Below are 18192 nucleotides of genomic sequence, written 5' to 3'. Positions count from 1 at the left end.
CCGCTACCAGTCGATGGTCCGGGTCTCTCCGACGAGGCAGGACCCGTCCGCGAGCACCGGGAGCACGACGGCGACGGGCTGCCCCGTGGCCGGTCCCACCTGGCCCACGAGGCAATCCCCTTTCCACACCACCGAGAACTGGATGCTCTCGGCCGCGTTTCCGACCGTCGACTGATCCTGGGTGACCTGCATGGCGCCCTTGTCGAAGCCCGCTGCCACGAGCGCATCGATGTAGGCCCGGCCGGAGACGTTCTGCGGCGTCGCCCACACTGCGGCGACGATCGAGGAGAAGAACGGCAGGTTCGCGGTCGCGTCGCCCTGCAGATCGAGCGCAGGAAGCGCGGGCTCCGTCGAGGTGGGCGTTGGGGTCGCAGGTGTTGCCGAGCCGGACGGGACAGACGGCGACGGCGCAGCGGAGCCGGCCCCCGGCTCGCCGGAGTTCGCGCACCCCGCCAGGGTCATGAGGCCGATCGCGGTGGCCAGCACCGCCCCGACGATGAGGCCCCGGCCGCGGCGGGCATCACGATGTCGGCGAGGCTCGGGGTGACGGGACACGGGGAGAGTCTAGGGCCGTCATCCCGAGCGCTCGCCGAGAACGATCAGAAGGGGGCCTCACCCTCCGCCGCGCTCGCCGCCAACCCGGCGAGCTCGAGTTCGGGCGCCTCGAGCTCGCCGGAGCCCGGCAGCGCCCACCCATCGGAATCCGTTCGGCGCGCCTCTCCTGCGGCAGGCCAGCCGTTCGTGGTCTGGATCGCGGCTGATGCGGACGGTCCGTCCTTCTCGAAGTGCGTGGTGCCCCAGAGCAGGTCATGGCCGATCGCCTCCGCATCGATCTCAGCGGTGGTCCCCTTCCGGCTGCCGGTGTCCCAGTCCCGGAGCCGCAGGCGTCCGGTCAGGATCACCCGGTCGCCCTTGTGAACCGAGGCGAACGTGTGTTCAGCGAGACCTCGGAACGTCGAGACCGTGAACCAGTTCGTCCCGGAGTCGATCCACGCTCCCGACTCCCGGTCGTAGCGGCGCTGGCCGCTCGCCAGCCGGAAGGTCGTGATCGCGACCCCCGCGGGGGTGCGCTTGTGCTCGGGCTCGGTGGCGATGTTGCCGGTCACCGTGATCGTGTCGCTCATGAGTCGTCCTCTCTCTTGCGCCGGGGAACGTCCCCGGTCGCGCCGGCGCCCGGGTGCCCTTCGGACGCCGGCGCTCGCACCAGGATCGAACGCCCGCGGTGCGGCTCGAATGGCGAGCCGCGCTCATGTGGACCAGGCGGCGCGAGTGGGTCGGTGGGGAGGAGCGGATCGGATGTCGGAGGTCGCACATATCTTCGAATCGAAGGGAGAGGAAATCATGTGGGAGTCCTCCGACCCGAAGCTGGAGAGTCAGCCGCCGCTCGCTGCGGACACGCCGGTGCGCCTCACTTCCGCGGCGCCCGCGCTCTGGCGTGTCGTCGATGCGAGTGGGCGCGTCATCGGGCACCTGCAGGCAAGCGCGCAGCGACAGGGCGTGCGATACCGGGCACGACGGTTCCACACCGCGTCGCGGACGTTCCGCGAACTCGGCGAGTTCTGGTCGGCCGACGATGCGATCGAGTGTCTGCGATTCGCGCGCTGAATCAGACCACGGATTCCAGGTGATGGCTGGCCACGACCGGCGCACCCGCTCGAACGTGGGGCCACGCGTTGGCGAGGATGTCGACCGCTTTCTCGAGGTCCTCGGGGGACGCGGTGAATGGCAGCCGCAGATGGCGATCGTGCCCGCCGTCGACCGCGAATCGCGGGCCCGCCGACAGCAGCAGCCCACGGGGGCGGACGTCCATGACCAGGGCGGGACTCAGCGGTGCGTCGAGCTCGATCCACAGCGACACTCCCCCGCCGGTGTCCGGAACGCTCCACTCCGGCAGACGGCGCGCCAGTGCTGCCGCCGCTGCGTCGCGACCGGCGCGCAGCAGGTGGGAACGCTGCGCCGCGATCTCGGTGAATCGAGGCAGCACCCTGGCGGCAACGGCCTGTTCGAACTCGGGGGTGCCGAGGTCGTGCGCCGAACGCGCTGCCACGAGCCGGCGGATGAGTTCGCTCTGCCCGCGGATCCAGCCGACCCGCAGTCCGCCCCAGACTGTCTTGCCCAAGGAGCCGATCCGCACGACGAGCGCCGGATCGCCGTCGCTGAATCCCCGTTCGACCGGCCCGCGGTCGATGTCGAGGTCGCCCGTCGTCTCGTCCAAGATCAGTACCGTTCCGGCTCGCTCGGCCGCATGCAGGAACGCCGCTCGCTCCGTGGCCGTCATGGAACGGCCCGTGGGGTTTTGGAAGTCGGGCATCAGGTATGCCGCAGCGGGAAGCGTGCGGGCGAAAGCCTGCCCCGCACGATCGAGGTCCCAGCCGTGCCCGGTCGTCACCGGCACCCCGACCAGCCGAGCCCCCGCGCGGCGGAAGGTGTCGGCCGCGTGCGGGTAGGTCGGTGTCTCCATGACCAGGCGATCACCCCGGCCGAGCACGACGGACGCCAGCAGATGGATGGCGGACTGCGCCCCCGTGGTCACCATGACATCACCGGGGTCGGTCGGAAGCCCCCGGCTCTCGTAGTGGGCGGCGATCGCCGAGCGCAGCTCGAGGCTCCCGAGCACGTCGTAGCCGGAGCGGGCGACGAGCGATGCCGCATCGAGCGCCACCTCCGCCATGACACCGGCCAAACCAGGCCATGCTGGGGGGCTCGCCTGCTGCAGATCGATCGCTCCCTCGCCGCCGGCGTGGCTGCCCGGGTCCCGCCGCTGAAGCGCGAGGGTGACACTGCCCGATCCGCGCAGGCTCGCGATATGTCCGGTGTCGCGCAGGCTGCGGTATGCCGCGGTCACCGTGCTGCGGCTGAGACGCAGAGCTGCCGCCAGCTCACGCTCCGCAGGGAGCACCGTGCGCGGAGCAAGCCGATTGTCGAGACAGAGGAGACGGATGCCGTCGGCCAGCGCCTCATAGGCGGGCTCGCGCGTGCGCCACCCGCCGAGAGCGACCGCGAGCGCACGAGCGGAGATGCGGGAATCCATGCGGCCACATTAGTCGAATTGGCCTGCTATGCCCATGCCAATAGTGCGATTGGATGGTGGCTATGACGCGCCGAGTACTCCAACTGCTGATCGGGCTCGCCCTCTACGGGACGGGCTGCGCCCTGACCATCGAGGCAGGGCTCGGCGTGGATCCCTGGACGGTCTTCGCCCAGGGCGTTTCGCTGCACACCGGAATCGGCATCGGCTGGGTGACCAACATCATCGGGTTCCTCGTGCTGCTGCTGTGGATCCCCCTGCGCCAGAAGCCGGGCGTCGGGACGATCGCGAACATCCTGCTGGTGGGAACCAGCATGCAGGTGGCCCTCTGGGTCATCCCCCCGGTCCACGGTCTGCCCGCTCAGATCGCGACGCTGGTCGGCGGAATCCTGCTCGTGGCGCTGGCATCCGGCCTCTACATCGGCGCGCGCTTCGGACCCGGTCCGCGCGACGGGCTGATGACCGGCATGCACGCCCGCCTCGGCTGGCCGATCTGGGCGTGCCGAGGGCTCGTCGAGGTGACGGTTCTCATCGCGGGCTGGCTGCTCGGCGGAAACGTCGGGATCGGCACCGTGCTCTTCGCGGCCGCGATCGGGCCGCTGGTCCACGTCGCACTTCCGCTCCTGGACACGCAACGCGCACCGCAGCGGGTGCCCGCGCGGACATGATCGTCCGACCTCAGGTCGAGGTCAGTGCTCGCGGAACTGCGGCCAGTCGCTTCCCGGCGTCAGATGGCTGTGCAGCGCGCTCTTCGCGATCTCCATGGTGGGGTAGGTTCCCGACGGCTCGGATGCCCCGGCCATCGTCACCCGGTACCCGTCGTCTTCCTTGCGAATGCTGCCGACGACTCCGGATTCGCCATAGGCGACCCAGAGCGAATGGTGCGACTCGGTCGTGCTCATCGTCGAACTCCCTTCGGATGACTCGACGGTATGCCTCGCAACCCGAGACCGCCATGCGCCGCGCGAAGGTCTCAGGATTCCGGGAGGAACCGACCGAGAATCCCTGCACTGTGCCCCCGGCAGGATTCGAACCTGCGACCAGCGGATTAGAAGGCCGCTGCTCTATCCACTGAGCTACGGGGGCTGACATCTCCAGGGTAGACGATGCCCCGCGCCGCCCCTGTCGGAGCGCATCATTAGGATGGGTACCATGGTGGGCGCTTCCGAGAACGATCGTCTCGTCTGGATCGACTGCGAGATGACGGGACTCGATCTCGAAGTCGACGAACTCGTCGAGATCGCCGTCGTCATCACAGACTTCGAGCTCAACGCCGTGGATGCCGGTTTCCAGATCGTCATCCGTCCCGACGACTCCGCGCTCACCCATATGAGCGAGTTCGTCCGGGACATGCACGCCAGCTCAGGACTCCTCGATGAGATCCCCGATGGCGTCAGCACCGCCGACGCCGAATTCCAGGTGCTGGAGTACATCCAGCGATTCGTTCCCCTGCAGGGCAAGGCCCCCCTCGCGGGCAACACGATCGGCACCGATCGCATGTTCCTCGCGAAGTACATGCCGCGGGTGGATCGCTGGCTGCACTACCGCAACATCGATGTCTCGAGCATCAAAGAGCTCTCGCGCCGGTGGTATCCCCGCGCCTACATCCACGCCCCTGGCAAGGACGGTGGCCACCGCGCGCTCGCCGACATCCGTGAATCGATCCGCGAGCTCGCGTACTACCGCCAGGCGGTCTTCGTGCCGCAGCCGGGCCCGACGAGCGACGGCGCCCGTGCGGCCGCGGCATCCGTGGTGTCCGCGTTCGCCGCGCGGGTGTGAGAGAATCGTTTGGTCGCCCGCGCAGGTGGGAAGACATGGTGGGTATAGCTCAGTTGGTAGAGCGCGGCCTTGTGGTGGCCGATGTCGCGGGTTCGAGCCCCGTTACTCACCCCAATTTCACCGTTGAACCGGCAGGCGAACGATGATCATGGATGCCGCGGCGTTCGAGCAGCTCGTCATCGACGAACTCGATCAGCTGCCGGATGACATGGTGGACGGTCTCGACAACATCGTCTTCGTAGTCGAGGATCGGCCGGAAGACGGCAGCCTCGACCTCCTCGGGCTGTATGACGGCTGGGCGCTCACCGAGCGGGAGCGCTACGGCATCGGCGAGCTCCCCGATCGCATCATCATCTTCCGGGAACCGCACCTTGCCGAGTGCGACTCGGAGGACGAGCTGCGCGACGAGATCCACACGACCCTCGTCCACGAGATCGCCCACTTCTACGGGATCGATGATGATCGCCTCCACGAGTTGGGCTGGGCATGATTTCCGCAATGCTCGAATCGGAGACGTCCGAGCGGGTGCACGTCGACTCGCAGCCCGCCGCCGCCCGCCCATGGCAGGCGGTGGTGTGGAACGACCCCGTGAACCTCATGAGCTACGTGGTGCACGTCTTCCGCGAGTACTTCGGTTACTCCCGCCCCGAGGCCGAGCGCCTCATGCTGGCCGTGCACAACGCAGGCCACGCCGTCGTCGCGGAGGGCCCGCGCGAGCAGATGGAACTCCACGTGCACGCGATGCACGACTACGGCCTGTGGGCCACCGTTCGAAAGGCGCCTGAATGACCGGCGAGCGCACGACCGTCCTCGAACTGACCCGGATGGAAGCCGCCCACCTGGCCGGCCTGGTCACGCAGTTCGAAGAGCTCATTCAGGGTGCCGACGACGGCGCGCCCGACGATCCCGCGATCGCGAGGCTCGTCCCCGACGGCTACACGGACGATCGGGAAGCTGCACAGGAGTTCCGCGGGCTGACGCAGCGCGACCTGCTCGACCGGCGAGAGTCGGATGCCGCTCGGGTGCTCGCGAGTCTGCACGAGACCCCGGGCCTTCCGGCGGAAGGGTCCATCACCGACCCCTCCGACGCAACGCTGCTCGAAGTGATGCAGCTCCGGCTGGATCCCGAAGACCTGCAGGCGTGGCTGCGCACGCTGGCCGCTCTGCGTCTCGTCCTCGCCTCCCGTCTCGGCATCACGACCGAGGAGGATCACGATGGCGACGATCCGCGCTTCGGGATCTATGACTGGCTCGGATTCCGCCTCGACGGTCTTGTGCGCGCAGCCGACGAGATGTTCTGACTTCAGGGGATCGCGAACACGTGCGTCGCGTGACGCTGGGGATCGTCACGTGAGAGGTGGCGCTCCTCCTGCTCGGCCCACTGGTTCCAGTGCGGTCGATACGTCTCGCCGTCGCGCGCGAGCGCGCGCCGCTTGCGCGCGTCCGCCGGAGCTTCGAGCCAGACTCGGACGTCCCCCAGTCGCGCCGTCGTCGGAGTGAGCAGACCGGACCCTTCGACGATCAGAGGCAGCGACGGGTCGACCGCGTGCGCTTCGGCATAAGCGGAGCCTTCCCAGTCCCACCGCTGCCAGACCCCGAGGATGCCACGGCCATGGGGCGTCAGGATGAGCTCCCGTGCGGCCTCCACGCCGTCCTGCAGCCCGTCCCAGCCGGGGTAGACCTGGTCGAGTGCGACGAGCTGCACACGGCCGTGCATGGGCCAGCGTGCGACGAGCTCGCGCGCGAGCGTCGTCTTGCCCGCGCCGCTGCGGCCGTCGATGAGCACCACCGGATTGGAAGCGCCCAGCCCGCGCACCGCGTCGAGGATGCGCGTCGCCGCCGCATCCAATGCGGCGGCGAGCGGGTCGGGATTACCTCTTGAGTGCGCGGATGACACGGCTGAGGGTGCGACCCACGACCCACACGAACGGGATCGCGACGGCGACGAGCGACACGATGTTCGGCTCGAACCGCAGGTCGTCTCCCTTGCGCACGTATCCGCCGAGGGGAACAGACCAGCCGCCGCCACCGCCCCCGCCGTTCCCGACTTCGTCGGAGCCGCCGCCGAACCCCGACCAGGTCAGGGCGACGGGGATGAGCGTGACGCCGTCTAGTTCTCTCGCCTCGCCATAGGCGCTGCTGACGCCGAAGGACGCGGACTGCTTGCCGAGCTCGAGTGCGATGTTGGGCATGCCACCACGCTACCGGGCGAGCCCGCACCTGCCCAGAGGCGCGTGTCACTCTCCCGCGGGCGGTCGCGGGTTGGAGGGCAGCGTGCCTCCGCCTCGACCCTTGCCGAGGAGGGTCGCGCGGGTGACCGCGCCGCGCCCGAATCGGGCCGCTGCGCCGTCGAGCGCGCCTTCGATGCGACGCCAGTCCTCGTCGTCGTCCCACAGGGTGAGCGCGGCCGAGCCGCCCGGACGCAGCTTCTCGGCGCGGATGCCGATGAGGCGCACCGGCAGCGCCAGCTCGATCGACGCGAACAGCTCGTGCGCGGCATCCCCGATCCGCTGGCCGACGGCCGTCGGCTCCGGCAGCGTCTGCGAGCGTGAGATCGTGGTCCAGTCCGCGAAGCGCACCTTGATCGCGATCGTGCCGGCTTCCCACCCCTGTGCGCGCAGGCGTGCGCCCACCTTGTCGGCGAGTCGGCGCAGTTCCGAGCGCAGGACGGCGTCATCGGAGATGTCCTCATGGAACGTCTCCTCGTGGCCGACACTCTTGTCGACGTGATGGGTGTCGACCCGGCGCGGGTCCTCGCCGCGCGCGAGATGCCAGATCCGGGCGCCCATCGCCGGGCCGAGCGCACGTTCGAGCACCGGACGCGGGGTGTCGAGCACATCGGCGACGGTGTGGATGCCGCGACCGTCCAGCGCCTCGGCGGCCTTCGGTCCGATCCCCCACAGCGCGCGGACCGACAGCGGACGCAGGAACGCCTCGGTGTCGGCTTCGGCCACGATCAGCAGACCGTCGGGCTTGCTGACGGTGGAGGCGATCTTCGCGACGTGCTTGGTGGCCGCGACGCCGATGCTGCAGGTGAGTCCGGTGTCGTCCTTCACGCGGCGCCGCAGCGTCAGGGCGATCTCGCCCGGACTCCCCCACAATCGTCGGGCGCCGCGCACGTCGAGGAACGCCTCGTCGATCGACAGCGGCTCGACGAGGGGCGTCACGTCGCGGAAGATCTTCATGACCTGGGCGGACATCTCGAGGTAGCGGTCGAAGTGCGGGAGCACCACGATCGCCGTCGGGCACAGGCGCAGCGCCTGACTGACCGGCATCGCGGACCGCACCCCGAAGCGACGCGCCTCATACGAGGCGCTCGACACCACGGAGCGGCTCTCGGGCGCCCCGATGATGATGGGCTTGCCGCGGAGCGACGGGTAATCGAGCACCTCGACGGAGGCATAGAACGCGTCCATGTCCACGTGCAGGATGCCGGCTCCGGTGTCGTCGGCGCCCTCCAGCGAGACGATCCGGCCTGATCCATCGCCGCGTCCCATGGTTCGATTCTGCCCCTCCCCGGTGACATGCACCGCTTCCCTGTGTCGGTGGCCGGTGGGAGCCTGGTCGCACACCGATCGAAGGAGAGCAGGCATGACCGTCACTCACGTGAACCCGGACTCACTTCACAAGAACCCGGCATTCAGCCAGGGGGTCATCGTCGAAGGACCAGGTCGATTCGTCTTCGTCGGCGGGCAGAACGGCGTCGACGGCGAAGGCGCGATCGTCGCAGACGACCTCCCGACCCAGACCCGTCAGGCGCTGCTGAACCTCATCGCCGTCCTCGAGGCGGCCGGCGCGACGCCGGCCGACGTGGTGACGATGAACGTCAACCTCGTCGCTCCGGCCGACATCGCGGAGGCATTTCCCGTGGTCGGCGAGGTATGGGGACCGCATCCCGCAGCCGTCACCGTGCTTCAGGTCGCTGATCTCGGCCCGGACGGTGCCCTGGTCGAGATCAGTGCCATGGCGTTCACGACCTGATTCAGGCCGTTCCGGTGCGGATCACAGCGTCGCGGCGCGCTCGAGGACCAGTTCGCGCACGCGCGCGGCATCCGCCTGGCCCTTCATCGCCTTCATCACAGCGCCGATGACCGCTCCGGCGGCCTGAACCTTGCCGTCGCGGATCTTCTCGAGCACGTCAGGCTGAGAGATGAGCGCCTGGTCGATGGCCGCGATGAGCGCGCCATCGTCCGAGACCACAGCGAGACCGCGAGCGTCGACGACCTCCTGCGGGGTCCCCTCCCCTGCGATGACGCCCTCGAGCACCTGACGGGCCAGCTTGTCGTTGAGCGCGCCCGAATCGACGAGCGACTGCAGCGCGACGATGTCAGCCACCGATATGAGCTCGGCCGGCTCGCGGTCGGTCGCGTTCGCAATGCGGGTGATCTCGCCCGTCCACCACTTGCGCGCGGCGGCAGGCGTGGCGCCCGCGGCCACGGTGGCCTCGACCTCCACAAGCAGCCCGCTGTTGACCACACCCTGGAAGTCGAGGTCGGTGAAGCCCCAGTCCGTCTTCAGCCGACGTCGCCGCACCGCCGGCGGCTCGGGGAGCGCGGCGCGCAGCTCTTCGATCAGCTCGAGCGAAGGCGCGACCGGGAGCAGGTCGGGCTCGGGGAAGTAGCGGTAGTCGTCGGCATCCGACTTCGGACGCCCCGGTGAGGTCGTGCCGGTGTCTTCATGCCAGTGCCGCGTCTCCTGGGTGATCGTGCCGCCGGCGGCGAGAATCGCCGCCTGACGCTGGATCTCGTAGCGGACGGCACGCTCGACGGAGCGCATCGAGTTGACGTTCTTCGTCTCGGTGCGAGTGCCGAGCGGTGCAGCCGGCTCACCCTCGGCGGTGCGCGGACGCAGCGACACGTTCGCGTCGCAGCGCAGGTTGCCGCGCTCCAGGCGGGCGTCGGAGATGCCGAGGCCGATCACGATGTCGCGGATCGTCTGGACGTACGCCTTGGCGATCTCGGGCGCGCGGTGCTCCGCACCGTAGATCACCTTGGTGACGATCTCGACGAGCGGCACGCCCGCGCGGTTGTAGTCGACGAGCGAGTATTCGGCACCCTGGATGCGGCCGGTCGAGCCTCCGACGTGCGTGAGTTTGCCGGCATCCTCCTCCATGTGCGCCCGCTCGATCGGAACCGTGACGGTGCTGCCGTCGGCGAGTTCCACGTCGACGGATCCCTCGAAGGCGATGGGCTCGTCGTACTGCGAGATCTGATAGTTCTTGCCGAGGTCCGGGTAGAAGTAGTTCTTCCGGGCGAACCGGCTGGAGGGCGCGATCGAGCAGCCGAGCGCGAGGCCCAGGCTGATCGAGTAGCGCACGGCCTCCTCGTTGACCACGGGCAGTGAGCCCGGCAGACCGAGGTCGACCGGGGCGACGAGCGTGTTGGGCTGCGCGCCGTGGTTGCGGGAGTTCGCCGGGTTCGCAGCGGCGGAGAACATCTTGGTCTCGGTGTTCAACTCGACGTGCACCTCGAACCCGAGCACGGGCTCGAAGCGCGAGAGCGCCTCGTCGAAGTCCATGAGTGCGGCCTTGGCCATCAGCGTCCCCCTTCTGTCGCGTGCGCCTCGACCGTTTGCTGAGCCTGTCGAAGCACGGGCGCCCGATCCAGCAGCGGCCCGCCCCACTTTTCGACGAGCAGCGCCTCGAGGGCCGCCCCGACACGGTACAGGCGGGCGTCCTGACGAGCGGGCGCGAGGAACTGGATGCCGACCGGCAGGCCGTCCTCCTCGGCGAGCCCGGACGGAATGGAGATCCCGGGGACGCCGGCGAGGTTGGCTGGAATCGTGGTGACGTCGTTGAGGTACATCTGCAGCGGGTCGTCGATCTTCTCGCCGAGTTTGAACGCGGTGGTGGGCGCGGACGGCGTCGCGATCACGTCGACCTGCGCGAAGGCTTCATCGAAGTCCCGCTGGATGAGCGTGCGGACCTTCTGCGCGGAGCCGTAGTAGGCGTCGTAGTAGCCGGCCGACAGTGCGTAGGTGCCGAGGATGATGCGGCGCTTGACCTCGTCGCCGAACCCGGCGTCGCGGGTCGCCGCCATGACCTCTTCGACCGTCGCGTTGGCGTGCGGCGTGACCCGCATGCCGAAGCGCACCGAATCGAACTTGGCCAGATTGCTGGATGCCTCGGCGGGGAGGATCAGGTAGTACGCAGCGACTCCGTATTCGAAGTGCGGAGCACTGATCTCGACGATCTCGGCGCCCTGCGCCTCCATCGTGGCGAGCGCGGCCCGGAACGACGCGGAGACGCCTGACTGGAAGCCGCTGTCGGGCAGTTCGCGGATGACGCCGACCTTCAGGCCGCGCAGCACATCGCCGCGCGCTCCTTCGCGGGCGGCCTCGGCGAACGAGGGCCACACGTCGGTGAGCGAGGTCGAGTCGTGCGGGTCGTGGCCGCCGATGACGTCGTGGAGGAGCCCGGCGTCGAGCACCGTGCGTGTGACCGGCCCGACCTGATCGAGGCTCGACGCGAGTGCGATCGCACCGTAGCGGCTCACGCCGCCATAGGTCGGCTTGATGCCGACGGTGCCGGTGACGTGGGCCGGCTGGCGGATCGAGCCACCGGTATCCGAGCCCAAGGCGAGGGGAGCTTCGAAGGCCGCCACAGCCGCGGCGGAACCACCGCCGGAGCCACCGGGAATCCGATCGAGATCCCAGGGGTTGTGCGTCGGACCGTATGCGGAGTGCTCGGTCGACGAGCCCATCGCGAACTCGTCCATGTTGGTCTTGCCGAGCGGCACGAGCCCCGCGGCACGAGCGCGCGCGACGACGGTCGCATCGAACGGCGAAAGGTAGCCCTCGAGGATCCTCGAACCGCTCGTCGAGGGCATGTCGGTCGTGACCAGCACGTCCTTGATCGCGAGCGGCACGCCGGCCAGCGGCCCGACGTCCTCGCCCGCGGCGCGCCGGCGGTCGATGTCTGCTGCGACGTCGAGCGCGTGGTCGCTCACGTGCAGGAACGCATGGATGTCGCCGTCCACGGCTGCGATCCGGTCAAGGTGCGCCTGCGTGGCCTCGACACTCGAGACCTCGCCAGAACTGAGCTTCGCCGCGAGGTCCGCGGCGGTGAGCCTGATCAGATCGCTCACTGCTCCTCCCCCAGGATCGCGGTCACGCGGAAACGGCCATCCGCGGCATCCGGCGCATTCTGCAGCGTCTGCGCGAGGGTGAGCATTTCGCCCACCTCATCGGGGCGGAAGATGTTCTGCAGGGCGATCGGGTGGCTCGTCGCCGGCACATCGGGGGTCGCCACCTGGGAGACCTTCGCGATGTTGTCGACGATTACGTCGAGCTGCCCCGTGAGGCGCTCGACCTCCTCGTCGTCCAGCTGGATCCGGGCGAGCACACCGAGATGGCGCACGAGATCAGGGGTGATTTCAGACACCAGACAAGTCTAGGCGGTCACCGCTGGGCGCCCTGTGGGGCCGCCACCCGCGAGGCTAGGCTGTGGCCGTGACGACGACATATGAGCCTCCTCGCCCTTGGATTGCCAGCTATGCCGAAGGCGTCCCGGCCGACCTCGAACCGGTGACGGGATCGCTCCTCGACGTGGTCGCCGCATCCGTGCGCGACTACCCGGACGCGCCCGCACTGCAGTTCTTCGGCCGTGAGACCAGTTACCGCGCGATGCAGGAGGCGATCGACCGCGTCGCCGCCGGCCTCAAGGCGCGTGGGGTCGGTCCCGGCGACCCGGTCGCGATCGTCCTCCCGAACTGTCCGCAGCACATCATCGCCTTCTACGCGATCCTGCGGCTCGGGGCTGTCGTCGTCGAGCACAACCCGCTCTACACCCCGCGTGAATTGCGCAAGCAGTTCGAAGACCACGGCGCCAAGCACGCCATCGTGTGGAGCAAGGTCGTCGCGACCGTGCAGGAATTCCCGACCGATCTGCAGGTCTCGAGCCTCATCTCCGTCGACGTCACCAAGGCCATGCCCCTCCTGACGCGGCTCGCCTTGCGGCTGCCGATCGCCAAGGCGCGGGAGTCTCGGGAGGCTCTCACCACGCATGTCAGCGGTGCGATCTCCTGGGAGGAGATGACCGGATCGACGCCGCTTCCGGCCACCCACCCCAAGCCGGGCACCGACGATCTCGCGATCATCCAGTACACGAGCGGCACCACGGGCACGCCGAAGGGTGCAGCACTCACGCATCGCAACCTGCTCTCGAACGTCGAGCAGGCTCGCGCGTGGGTGCCCTCCATCCGCCGCGGCGAAGGCTGCGTCGTCTACGCCGTCCTGCCGATGTTCCATGCCTATGGACTCACGCTGTGCCTGACCTTCGCGATGTCGATGGGCGCCCGGCTCGTGCTGTTCCCGAAGTTCGACCCCGACCTCGTGCTCGCAGTCACCAAGAAGCACCCCGCGACGTTCCTTCCCCTCGTCCCCCCGATCGCCGACCGACTCCTGCGCGCGGCCAACGAGAAGGGAATCTCGCTCGCGGGGACCGAAGTCGCCATCTCCGGCGCGATGGCTCTGCCGCACGAACTGGTCGTCCCGTTCGAGGCCAATTCCGGCGGGTTCCTCGTCGAAGGGTACGGACTGAGCGAGTGCTCGCCGGTGCTCATGGCGAACCCGGTCGCCACCAGTCGCGTGCCAGGCACGGTCGGTCTCCCGCTGCCCGCCACGGAGTGCCGGGTCGTCGATCCCGACGATCCGACGACGGATGTCGCGCCGGGCGAGCGGGGTGAGCTGCTGGTGCGCGGACCCCAGGTGTTCAAGGGCTACTACGGCAAGCCCGAGGAGACCGCTGAGGTCTTCGTCGACGACTGGTTCCGCACCGGCGACATCGTCACGATCGACGAGGCGGGCTTCGTGCGCATCGTCGATCGCATCAAGGAGCTCATCATCACCGGCGGCTTCAACGTCGCCCCCACCGAGGTCGAGAACGCGCTGCGCCAGCACCCGGACGTCGAGGATGCGGCTGTCGTCGGGCTCCCCAACGCAAAGTCCGGTGAAGAGGTCGTCGCGGCGATCGTCCTGTCGCCCGGCGCGGGCGAGCTGGATGTCGAGGCGATCCGCGAGTTCTCCCGCGGCATCCTCACCCCGTACAAGGTGCCGCGGCGCATCTTCGTCGTCGACGAGCTGCCGAAGTCGCTCATCGGCAAGGTGCTGCGCCGCCAGGTGCGCGAGTCGCTGCTGCGCCTCAACTCCGGGACCTAGACGCGCATCACGGCAACCCCCGGTGCGCCATCGAGCGCATCGAAGTCGGAATCCTGCGTGACAACGGGCAGGTTGTTCGCGGCGGCGATCGCCGCGATCCAGAGATCGTTCACCTCCATCCGTCTGTCGTGCTCACGCAGGAAGAGTCGGAGTCGCGCCCATTCATGGGCGGCCTCGGAGGTCGCCTCGAGAACCTCGATGTCGGCGATGCGGTCGAGCGTGGCGAGGCGGCGCGCGCGTGTCTCGACATCGACTGCCGCCAGCACGCCGAGTTCCAGCTCGGCGAGGGTGACGACCGTGGTCACGATACGGTCGATGTCGGCTGACTCATCGAGCCGGCGACCCACCTCCTGCGCGACCAAAACCGATGTGTCCGCCACTCCGACCTTCGATCCGCTCACCAGTCGATGCCCGCCTCATCGGTCATCTCGCCCGCCAGTTCCCGCAGCTCTTCGCGCAGGCCCGGATCAGCTTGGTTCTTCTGCATACGAGTGACGAACTCTCGCCATGGAACCGGGCGCCGTCGCCTCGAGTCGACAGGGATGAGGCGAGCGACCGGGTGCCCGTGGACCGTGATCGTGACGTCCTCACCTGCCTCGACACGTCGGATCACGGCTGCCGTATCGTTTCGCAGTTCCCGCACCGGAATCTCTGCCATATCGGCAGTGTAGCGCTGCATAGGTCTGCGTAGCACATTCAATCGGCCCGGAACTCGCCGGGGCGCGGCTGCCGCCATGCCGGGAGGGAGCACCCCGCATCCCACGGGAAGCGCCCCTCCTTGTCGGGATATGTCAACTGCAGGGCGGGCACCGACGCCTCATCTGGTCGCTGGTAGAACCGATTCGCCGCGAACACGATCTCTGCGGGGTTCGGGATCGCCTCCACCACGAAGTGGTGTTCCCAATCCGTCCAGGGTCACCGGCTCGTTAGGACTGAAGTCGTACCCGCTCATGACTCGATCGGCGATCGCGTTGAGGATCGGCCCGGACTCGTGGTGGCACAGCCCGACGAGAAGCATCTCGGGGTGGCCCACGCCGAACAGCCCGACCGTGTAGGCGAACGGTGGCCGAGCGGCCGGACCTCCCAAGACGCTCTGGATGAAAACCCGGTGCTGACGGATGATCTCTACGGTGCGGCGATCCTCCTGGTCGAGCCAGGCGCGAGTGCGCATATCGATGTGTCGCGGCATGGTGCCCCCTTCGTGGCGGTAGACCCCAAAGAGTAGAACATACCTACGACACTCGGTTTGGCCCATGCCACTGCCTGGAGGCGCTCATGCGTCGCACTCCCGCTGCAGTCGAGCTCAGACTGAACTGCGGTGGCTGATCCCGCTGGCGCGCCGGGCGAGGTCAATCCGATTCGACGCTCCGGTCTTGCGCAGGATGTTGGAGATGTGCGAGCTCACCGTCTTCTCGCTCAGGAACAGCTCCGACGCGATCTCGCGATAGGTCCTGCCGGCCACCAGCAGCCCGACGATCTCGGACTCGCGCGGGGTCAGTCCGGCGATGCCGGGGATGTCGGGCGTCGGTTCGGGCGTGGGGTCCACGTCCCCATCAGGAACCGGAATCCGTGCGTACCGGGCGAGATCCCGCAGGGCGCGTGCGAGCGGGGCCGCGCCGAGGTGGTCTGCGACATCGAGCCCTCGACGGATCAAGGGCGCCGCCGCGGCGCGGTCGGCGCGATCGGAGAGGAGCACCGACTCGGCGGCACGACGGCACGCGTACGCCGTCTCCCACGGCCAGTCCGCCGCGGCGCACAGATCGATCGCTTCGAGCCACAGGTGTTCGGCAGCTTCTTGGTGACCCGCTCGTGCCGCCTCCGCCATCAGGAGGGCCTGGTCGGCCGCCACCAGCGTGGGTGGGACCTCGCACTCCCACCGGTCGTGCGCCGCTGTGCGCGGACCGCGCAGGAATCGACCGATCAGATCTTCCACGCGTGCTGCCGAGGAAAGAGAGCCACCCGCCTCGGCCGCGTCAGCAAGTGCTCGTGCGACGAGCCGCCGGAGCTGCTCGTGACCGCCACGCCCTTCGGGGAATGCGGTGGGGGCCAGGGTTGCCAGGAGCACCGCCGCGCCTACTGGGTCGCCGGCCTCGAGTCGCAGCTCGGCGCGCCCCAGCTTCATTTCGACAGGAGACGTCAGCCCGCCCTCCTGAACCAGCTCCTCGACACGGGCGAAGTGTCCCGCGGCATCGGAGAACCGACCCTGGCGCACGGCGAGTCGTCCGGCGACCACGCGGCCCGCGACATCCACGGGGCGTTTGGGTAACTCTCCGATGATGAATCGCAGGGCGGCAGCGCAGTCGTCCCATCGCCCGACATCGAACCATGCCTCTGCTTCGAGCATCGCGAGCCAAGATCCATGTGGCAGCCGCCCCGCGGCAGCTCGTCGGCGCGATCGCATCTCCTCCGCGAAGCCCTGCGTCCCCGCACCATGCGTCGCCCTGGCGACCGCGTCGGCCGCGGTGTTGTGCGCGAGCCCGTCGCCAGCACGGATGGCGGCTATGACGGCCTCGTCACCCATCCGCCGCGCAGTATCGAGGTCGCCGGCGCGAATCGCGAGCAGGAGACCCCCGACGAGCGCCCACGTCAGCGCGAGGTCGCTGCCAGTTCGGCGCGCGAGATCGACGATCTCGACCGTCGACACACCCGGGCGCTCCTCTGCAGTCCAGAACACCACGAAGGCGAGAGCCTGCGCGCGCTGCCAGCTCGCCGGGTGCCCTGCCGTCATCGCCATCGCCCGCGCGAGCTCCTCCGCCGTGGGGTCGCCGTGCTGCCCGGCGGCGCGCAGCAGGATGCCTCGGAGGACCAGTTCGGCGCGGGCAAGGTCGTCGTCGGCACCGACATCTTCGAGCAGTCGGTCGATGACCTCCAACTCGGCGTCGACCGCGCCGGCGTGGAACGCGGCGGTTCGCCGGAGCGCGAGAAGCTCGCGCTCCGTCTCGGGCGAGTCGTCGAGGTCGGGTCGCAGGTTCCAGGCGCGCATCGCGAAGCGGAGCGCCTGCTCATAGGCCCCCGCGGTCATCGCACGGCGGCATGCCGTGCGCGCCCACTCGAAGGCGTCTCTGTCGACGCCCGATTCGGCGGAGTGGTCGGCGAGTCGTGCAACCTCTTCGAAAGTCAGTCCTTCCGCGGGGAGTGACCCACCGACCCGGACGAATGCAGCGTGCCACGAGCGTCGGTCCTCGAGCGAGAGGCCACCTTCGAGAACTTCGGCGGTGAGTGGATGCCGGAACCAGTCCCTCCCGTCGGGCGCCCGCACGATCGTCCCCTGTGCCCTCGCCGTCGCCAGAGCACTATCCATCGCCGCGCCGTCCGACGCGACGGAGAGGCTCCCTGCCGCGATCACGGCGGCGAGCTCGCCTGGGGCCAACGGCCGGCCCGACACGGCCAGCACGCGCAGGAGCGCGACGACGTCCTCACCAAGGGCGTGGACCGCGTCACGCACGGTGGCCTCGAGGCCCCTCGGCAGCGGGGTCGGCAGCCGCCGGGCCTGCGGATCGACCCCGGCGGCAGCGAGTGCGGTGAGGTACGGCGATCCGCCGGCATGCCGCCACACGTCCTCGACGAGGGACTGATGCGGAGGGACTCCGAGAAGCTGCGTGAGCTGATCGGTCGTCCCGGCCCGGTCGAGCGGGCCGAGCAGCACGATGTCGCACCCTGGCATTCGGCGCACGTTCGCGAGCCAACGATCGACATCCCGAGACGCGCCGACGCGTCCGTCGCGGACCGTCACGATGATGGTCAGGCGAGCATCCCCCGGCCGCGACATCAGGTAGAGGAGGACATCGAGCGTCGCCGGATCTGCCCACTGCAGGTCATCGATCAGCAGCACGATTCGAGACCCGACCGCAGTCGCATCGACCCAGCGGTCCAGCTCGACCAGCACCTGAGCGGCTGGGGCATCGAAGTCCACGACTGGTGCTGCCGACGCGACTTGCGGGTTCCGAAACAACGTCCGCAGCGCAAGGAAAGGGACGGAGATCGTGGCCAGCGGCAAGCACGCGCCGGCGAACACGATCGCATCGGGCACGTGCTCAGCCGCGTCGCGTGCGAGCCAGGTCTTGCCGATACCGGCCTCTCCCACGATCACGACCGTTCGCGATCCCTGACCGCCCGCCTCCGCGAGGGCGACCGCGATACGTCGGCGGACGTCATCGCGCCCGACGAGCTGATGAGTTGAGCGGACCGTTGCGCTCACGTCGTCAGTCTGCCAGCGACACTGCGCCTCC

At 68.9% G+C, this 18192-nt stretch carries 23 protein-coding genes and 2 tRNA genes; 9 read left to right on the top strand and 16 right to left on the bottom strand.

From position 1 onward, the window contains the following. Positions 1 to 3: 3 nt before the first annotated feature. Both ACXJ3V_RS01320 and ACXJ3V_RS01315 read right to left on the bottom strand, forming a co-directional pair. A complete protein-coding gene (locus ACXJ3V_RS01320) occupies positions 4 to 555 on the bottom strand; it encodes a DUF6993 domain-containing protein (protein ID WP_457098453.1) in 552 nt (183 codons plus the stop codon). A gap of 44 nt (positions 556 to 599) precedes the next feature. Then, positions 600 to 1124, bottom strand: a complete 525-nt coding sequence (locus tag ACXJ3V_RS01315) for a single-stranded DNA-binding protein (RefSeq protein ID WP_457098452.1) — start codon at positions 1122 to 1124, stop codon at positions 600 to 602. A gap of 217 nt (positions 1125 to 1341) precedes the next feature. Between ACXJ3V_RS01315 and ACXJ3V_RS01310 the strand changes: the two genes are divergently transcribed. After that, positions 1342 to 1605: a hypothetical protein gene (locus ACXJ3V_RS01310; protein WP_457098451.1), complete on the top strand. Its 264-nt coding sequence runs from the start codon at positions 1342 to 1344 to the stop codon at positions 1603 to 1605. Between the two features lies 1 nt (position 1606). On the opposite strand, the gene yczR is transcribed toward ACXJ3V_RS01310, so the two are convergent. Next, complete coding sequence (yczR, locus tag ACXJ3V_RS01305) at positions 1607 to 3031, bottom strand: MocR-like transcription factor YczR (RefSeq protein WP_457098450.1); 1425 nt, start codon at positions 3029 to 3031, stop codon at positions 1607 to 1609. 62 nt (positions 3032 to 3093) lie between these two features. Between yczR and yczE the strand changes: the two genes are divergently transcribed. Further along, on the top strand, positions 3094 to 3696 hold the full coding sequence (gene yczE, locus ACXJ3V_RS01300) for a membrane protein YczE (RefSeq protein ID WP_457098449.1): 603 nt from the start codon (positions 3094 to 3096) through the stop codon (positions 3694 to 3696). 21 nt (positions 3697 to 3717) lie between these two features. On the opposite strand, the gene ACXJ3V_RS01295 is transcribed toward yczE, so the two are convergent. Together ACXJ3V_RS01295 and ACXJ3V_RS01290 are read right to left on the bottom strand one after the other, a co-directional pair. Beyond that, positions 3718 to 3930, bottom strand: a complete 213-nt coding sequence (locus ACXJ3V_RS01295; RefSeq protein WP_457098448.1) for a methyltransferase — start codon at positions 3928 to 3930, stop codon at positions 3718 to 3720. Positions 3931 to 4041: 111 nt separating this feature from the next. Beyond that, a tRNA-Arg gene (locus ACXJ3V_RS01290) sits at positions 4042 to 4114 on the bottom strand. A gap of 66 nt (positions 4115 to 4180) precedes the next feature. Here ACXJ3V_RS01290 and orn point away from each other — a divergent pair. The 5 genes from orn to ACXJ3V_RS01265 all read left to right on the top strand — a co-directional run bounded on the left by orn (position 4181) and on the right by ACXJ3V_RS01265 (position 6108). Next, on the top strand, positions 4181 to 4807 hold the full coding sequence (orn, locus tag ACXJ3V_RS01285) for an oligoribonuclease (RefSeq protein ID WP_457098447.1): 627 nt from the start codon (positions 4181 to 4183) through the stop codon (positions 4805 to 4807). Positions 4808 to 4845: 38 nt separating this feature from the next. Next, positions 4846 to 4921, top strand: a tRNA-His gene (locus ACXJ3V_RS01280). Positions 4922 to 4949: 28 nt separating this feature from the next. Beyond that, positions 4950 to 5297 (top strand): metallopeptidase family protein, encoded by a 348-nt coding sequence (locus tag ACXJ3V_RS01275; RefSeq protein ID WP_457098446.1) that lies wholly within the window; start codon positions 4950 to 4952, stop codon positions 5295 to 5297. A gap of 8 nt (positions 5298 to 5305) precedes the next feature. After that, positions 5306 to 5596, top strand: a complete 291-nt coding sequence (gene clpS / locus ACXJ3V_RS01270) for an ATP-dependent Clp protease adapter ClpS (RefSeq protein ID WP_457098445.1) — start codon at positions 5306 to 5308, stop codon at positions 5594 to 5596. Next, a complete protein-coding gene (locus ACXJ3V_RS01265; RefSeq protein ID WP_457098444.1) occupies positions 5593 to 6108 on the top strand; it encodes a DUF2017 family protein in 516 nt (171 codons plus the stop codon). The genes clpS and ACXJ3V_RS01265 overlap by 4 nt, the downstream gene beginning before the upstream one ends. A 2-nt stretch (positions 6109 to 6110) precedes the next feature. Here the strand turns inward: ACXJ3V_RS01265 and ACXJ3V_RS01260 are convergent, their stop codons facing one another. From ACXJ3V_RS01260 to dinB, 3 genes are read right to left on the bottom strand one after another with little or no spacing between them, the layout of a single operon-like run. Then, the gene (locus tag ACXJ3V_RS01260; protein ID WP_457098443.1) at positions 6111 to 6704 is read right to left on the bottom strand and encodes a hypothetical protein; all 594 of its coding nucleotides are present in this window, start codon (positions 6702 to 6704) and stop codon (positions 6111 to 6113) included. Beyond that, positions 6679 to 6999, bottom strand: a complete 321-nt coding sequence (locus tag ACXJ3V_RS01255) for a hypothetical protein (RefSeq protein WP_457098442.1) — start codon at positions 6997 to 6999, stop codon at positions 6679 to 6681. The genes ACXJ3V_RS01260 and ACXJ3V_RS01255 overlap by 26 nt, the downstream gene beginning before the upstream one ends. 45 nt (positions 7000 to 7044) lie before the next feature. Further along, positions 7045 to 8304: a DNA polymerase IV gene (gene dinB / locus ACXJ3V_RS01250; protein WP_457098441.1), complete on the bottom strand. Its 1260-nt coding sequence runs from the start codon at positions 8302 to 8304 to the stop codon at positions 7045 to 7047. A gap of 94 nt (positions 8305 to 8398) precedes the next feature. On the opposite strand from dinB, the gene ACXJ3V_RS01245 reads away from it, so the two are divergent. Next, a complete protein-coding gene (locus ACXJ3V_RS01245) occupies positions 8399 to 8788 on the top strand; it encodes a RidA family protein (RefSeq protein WP_457098440.1) in 390 nt (129 codons plus the stop codon). Between the two features lie 21 nt (positions 8789 to 8809). On the opposite strand, the gene gatB is transcribed toward ACXJ3V_RS01245, so the two are convergent. Genes gatB through gatC form a run of 3 tightly spaced genes read right to left on the bottom strand, consistent with a single transcriptional unit; the run spans position 8810 to position 12188 of the window. Beyond that, complete coding sequence (gene gatB, locus ACXJ3V_RS01240) at positions 8810 to 10342, bottom strand: Asp-tRNA(Asn)/Glu-tRNA(Gln) amidotransferase subunit GatB (RefSeq protein WP_457098439.1); 1533 nt, start codon at positions 10340 to 10342, stop codon at positions 8810 to 8812. Beyond that, positions 10342 to 11892: an Asp-tRNA(Asn)/Glu-tRNA(Gln) amidotransferase subunit GatA gene (gene gatA / locus ACXJ3V_RS01235; protein ID WP_457098438.1), complete on the bottom strand. Its 1551-nt coding sequence runs from the start codon at positions 11890 to 11892 to the stop codon at positions 10342 to 10344. The genes gatB and gatA overlap by 1 nt, the downstream gene beginning before the upstream one ends. After that, entirely contained in the window at positions 11889 to 12188 is a 300-nt protein-coding gene (gene gatC, locus ACXJ3V_RS01230; RefSeq protein WP_457098437.1) for an Asp-tRNA(Asn)/Glu-tRNA(Gln) amidotransferase subunit GatC, read from the bottom strand. Before gatC ends, gatA begins: the two co-directional genes overlap by 4 nt. Before the next feature lie 68 nt (positions 12189 to 12256). On the opposite strand from gatC, the gene ACXJ3V_RS01225 reads away from it, so the two are divergent. Continuing rightward, the gene (locus tag ACXJ3V_RS01225) at positions 12257 to 13963 is read left to right on the top strand and encodes a long-chain-fatty-acid--CoA ligase (protein WP_457098436.1); all 1707 of its coding nucleotides are present in this window, start codon (positions 12257 to 12259) and stop codon (positions 13961 to 13963) included. Here the strand turns inward: ACXJ3V_RS01225 and ACXJ3V_RS01220 are convergent. From ACXJ3V_RS01220 to ACXJ3V_RS01200, 5 genes are all read right to left on the bottom strand, one after another. After that, positions 13960 to 14364, bottom strand: coding sequence for a PIN domain-containing protein (locus ACXJ3V_RS01220; protein ID WP_457098435.1), 405 nt, complete (start codon positions 14362 to 14364; stop codon positions 13960 to 13962). The two genes, ACXJ3V_RS01225 and ACXJ3V_RS01220, sit on opposite strands and share 4 nt — an antisense overlap. Next, a complete protein-coding gene (locus tag ACXJ3V_RS01215) occupies positions 14361 to 14621 on the bottom strand; it encodes a type II toxin-antitoxin system Phd/YefM family antitoxin (protein WP_457098434.1) in 261 nt (86 codons plus the stop codon). Before ACXJ3V_RS01215 ends, ACXJ3V_RS01220 begins: the two co-directional genes overlap by 4 nt. A gap of 38 nt (positions 14622 to 14659) precedes the next feature. Continuing rightward, on the bottom strand, positions 14660 to 14818 hold the full coding sequence (locus tag ACXJ3V_RS01210) for a DUF4262 domain-containing protein (protein WP_457098433.1): 159 nt from the start codon (positions 14816 to 14818) through the stop codon (positions 14660 to 14662). Beyond that, positions 14781 to 15152: a DUF4262 domain-containing protein gene (locus ACXJ3V_RS01205; protein ID WP_457098432.1), complete on the bottom strand. Its 372-nt coding sequence runs from the start codon at positions 15150 to 15152 to the stop codon at positions 14781 to 14783. The genes ACXJ3V_RS01210 and ACXJ3V_RS01205 overlap by 38 nt, the downstream gene beginning before the upstream one ends. Before the next feature lie 114 nt (positions 15153 to 15266). After that, the gene (locus tag ACXJ3V_RS01200) at positions 15267 to 18161 is read right to left on the bottom strand and encodes a helix-turn-helix transcriptional regulator (protein ID WP_457098431.1); all 2895 of its coding nucleotides are present in this window, start codon (positions 18159 to 18161) and stop codon (positions 15267 to 15269) included. Positions 18162 to 18192: the final 31 nt, after the last annotated feature.

It is taken from the genome of Microbacterium sp. P5_E9 (assembly GCF_054049175.1).
The sequence above is the reverse complement of the archived record's forward strand: the minus strand, read 5'-3'. Positions and strand labels throughout refer to the sequence as shown.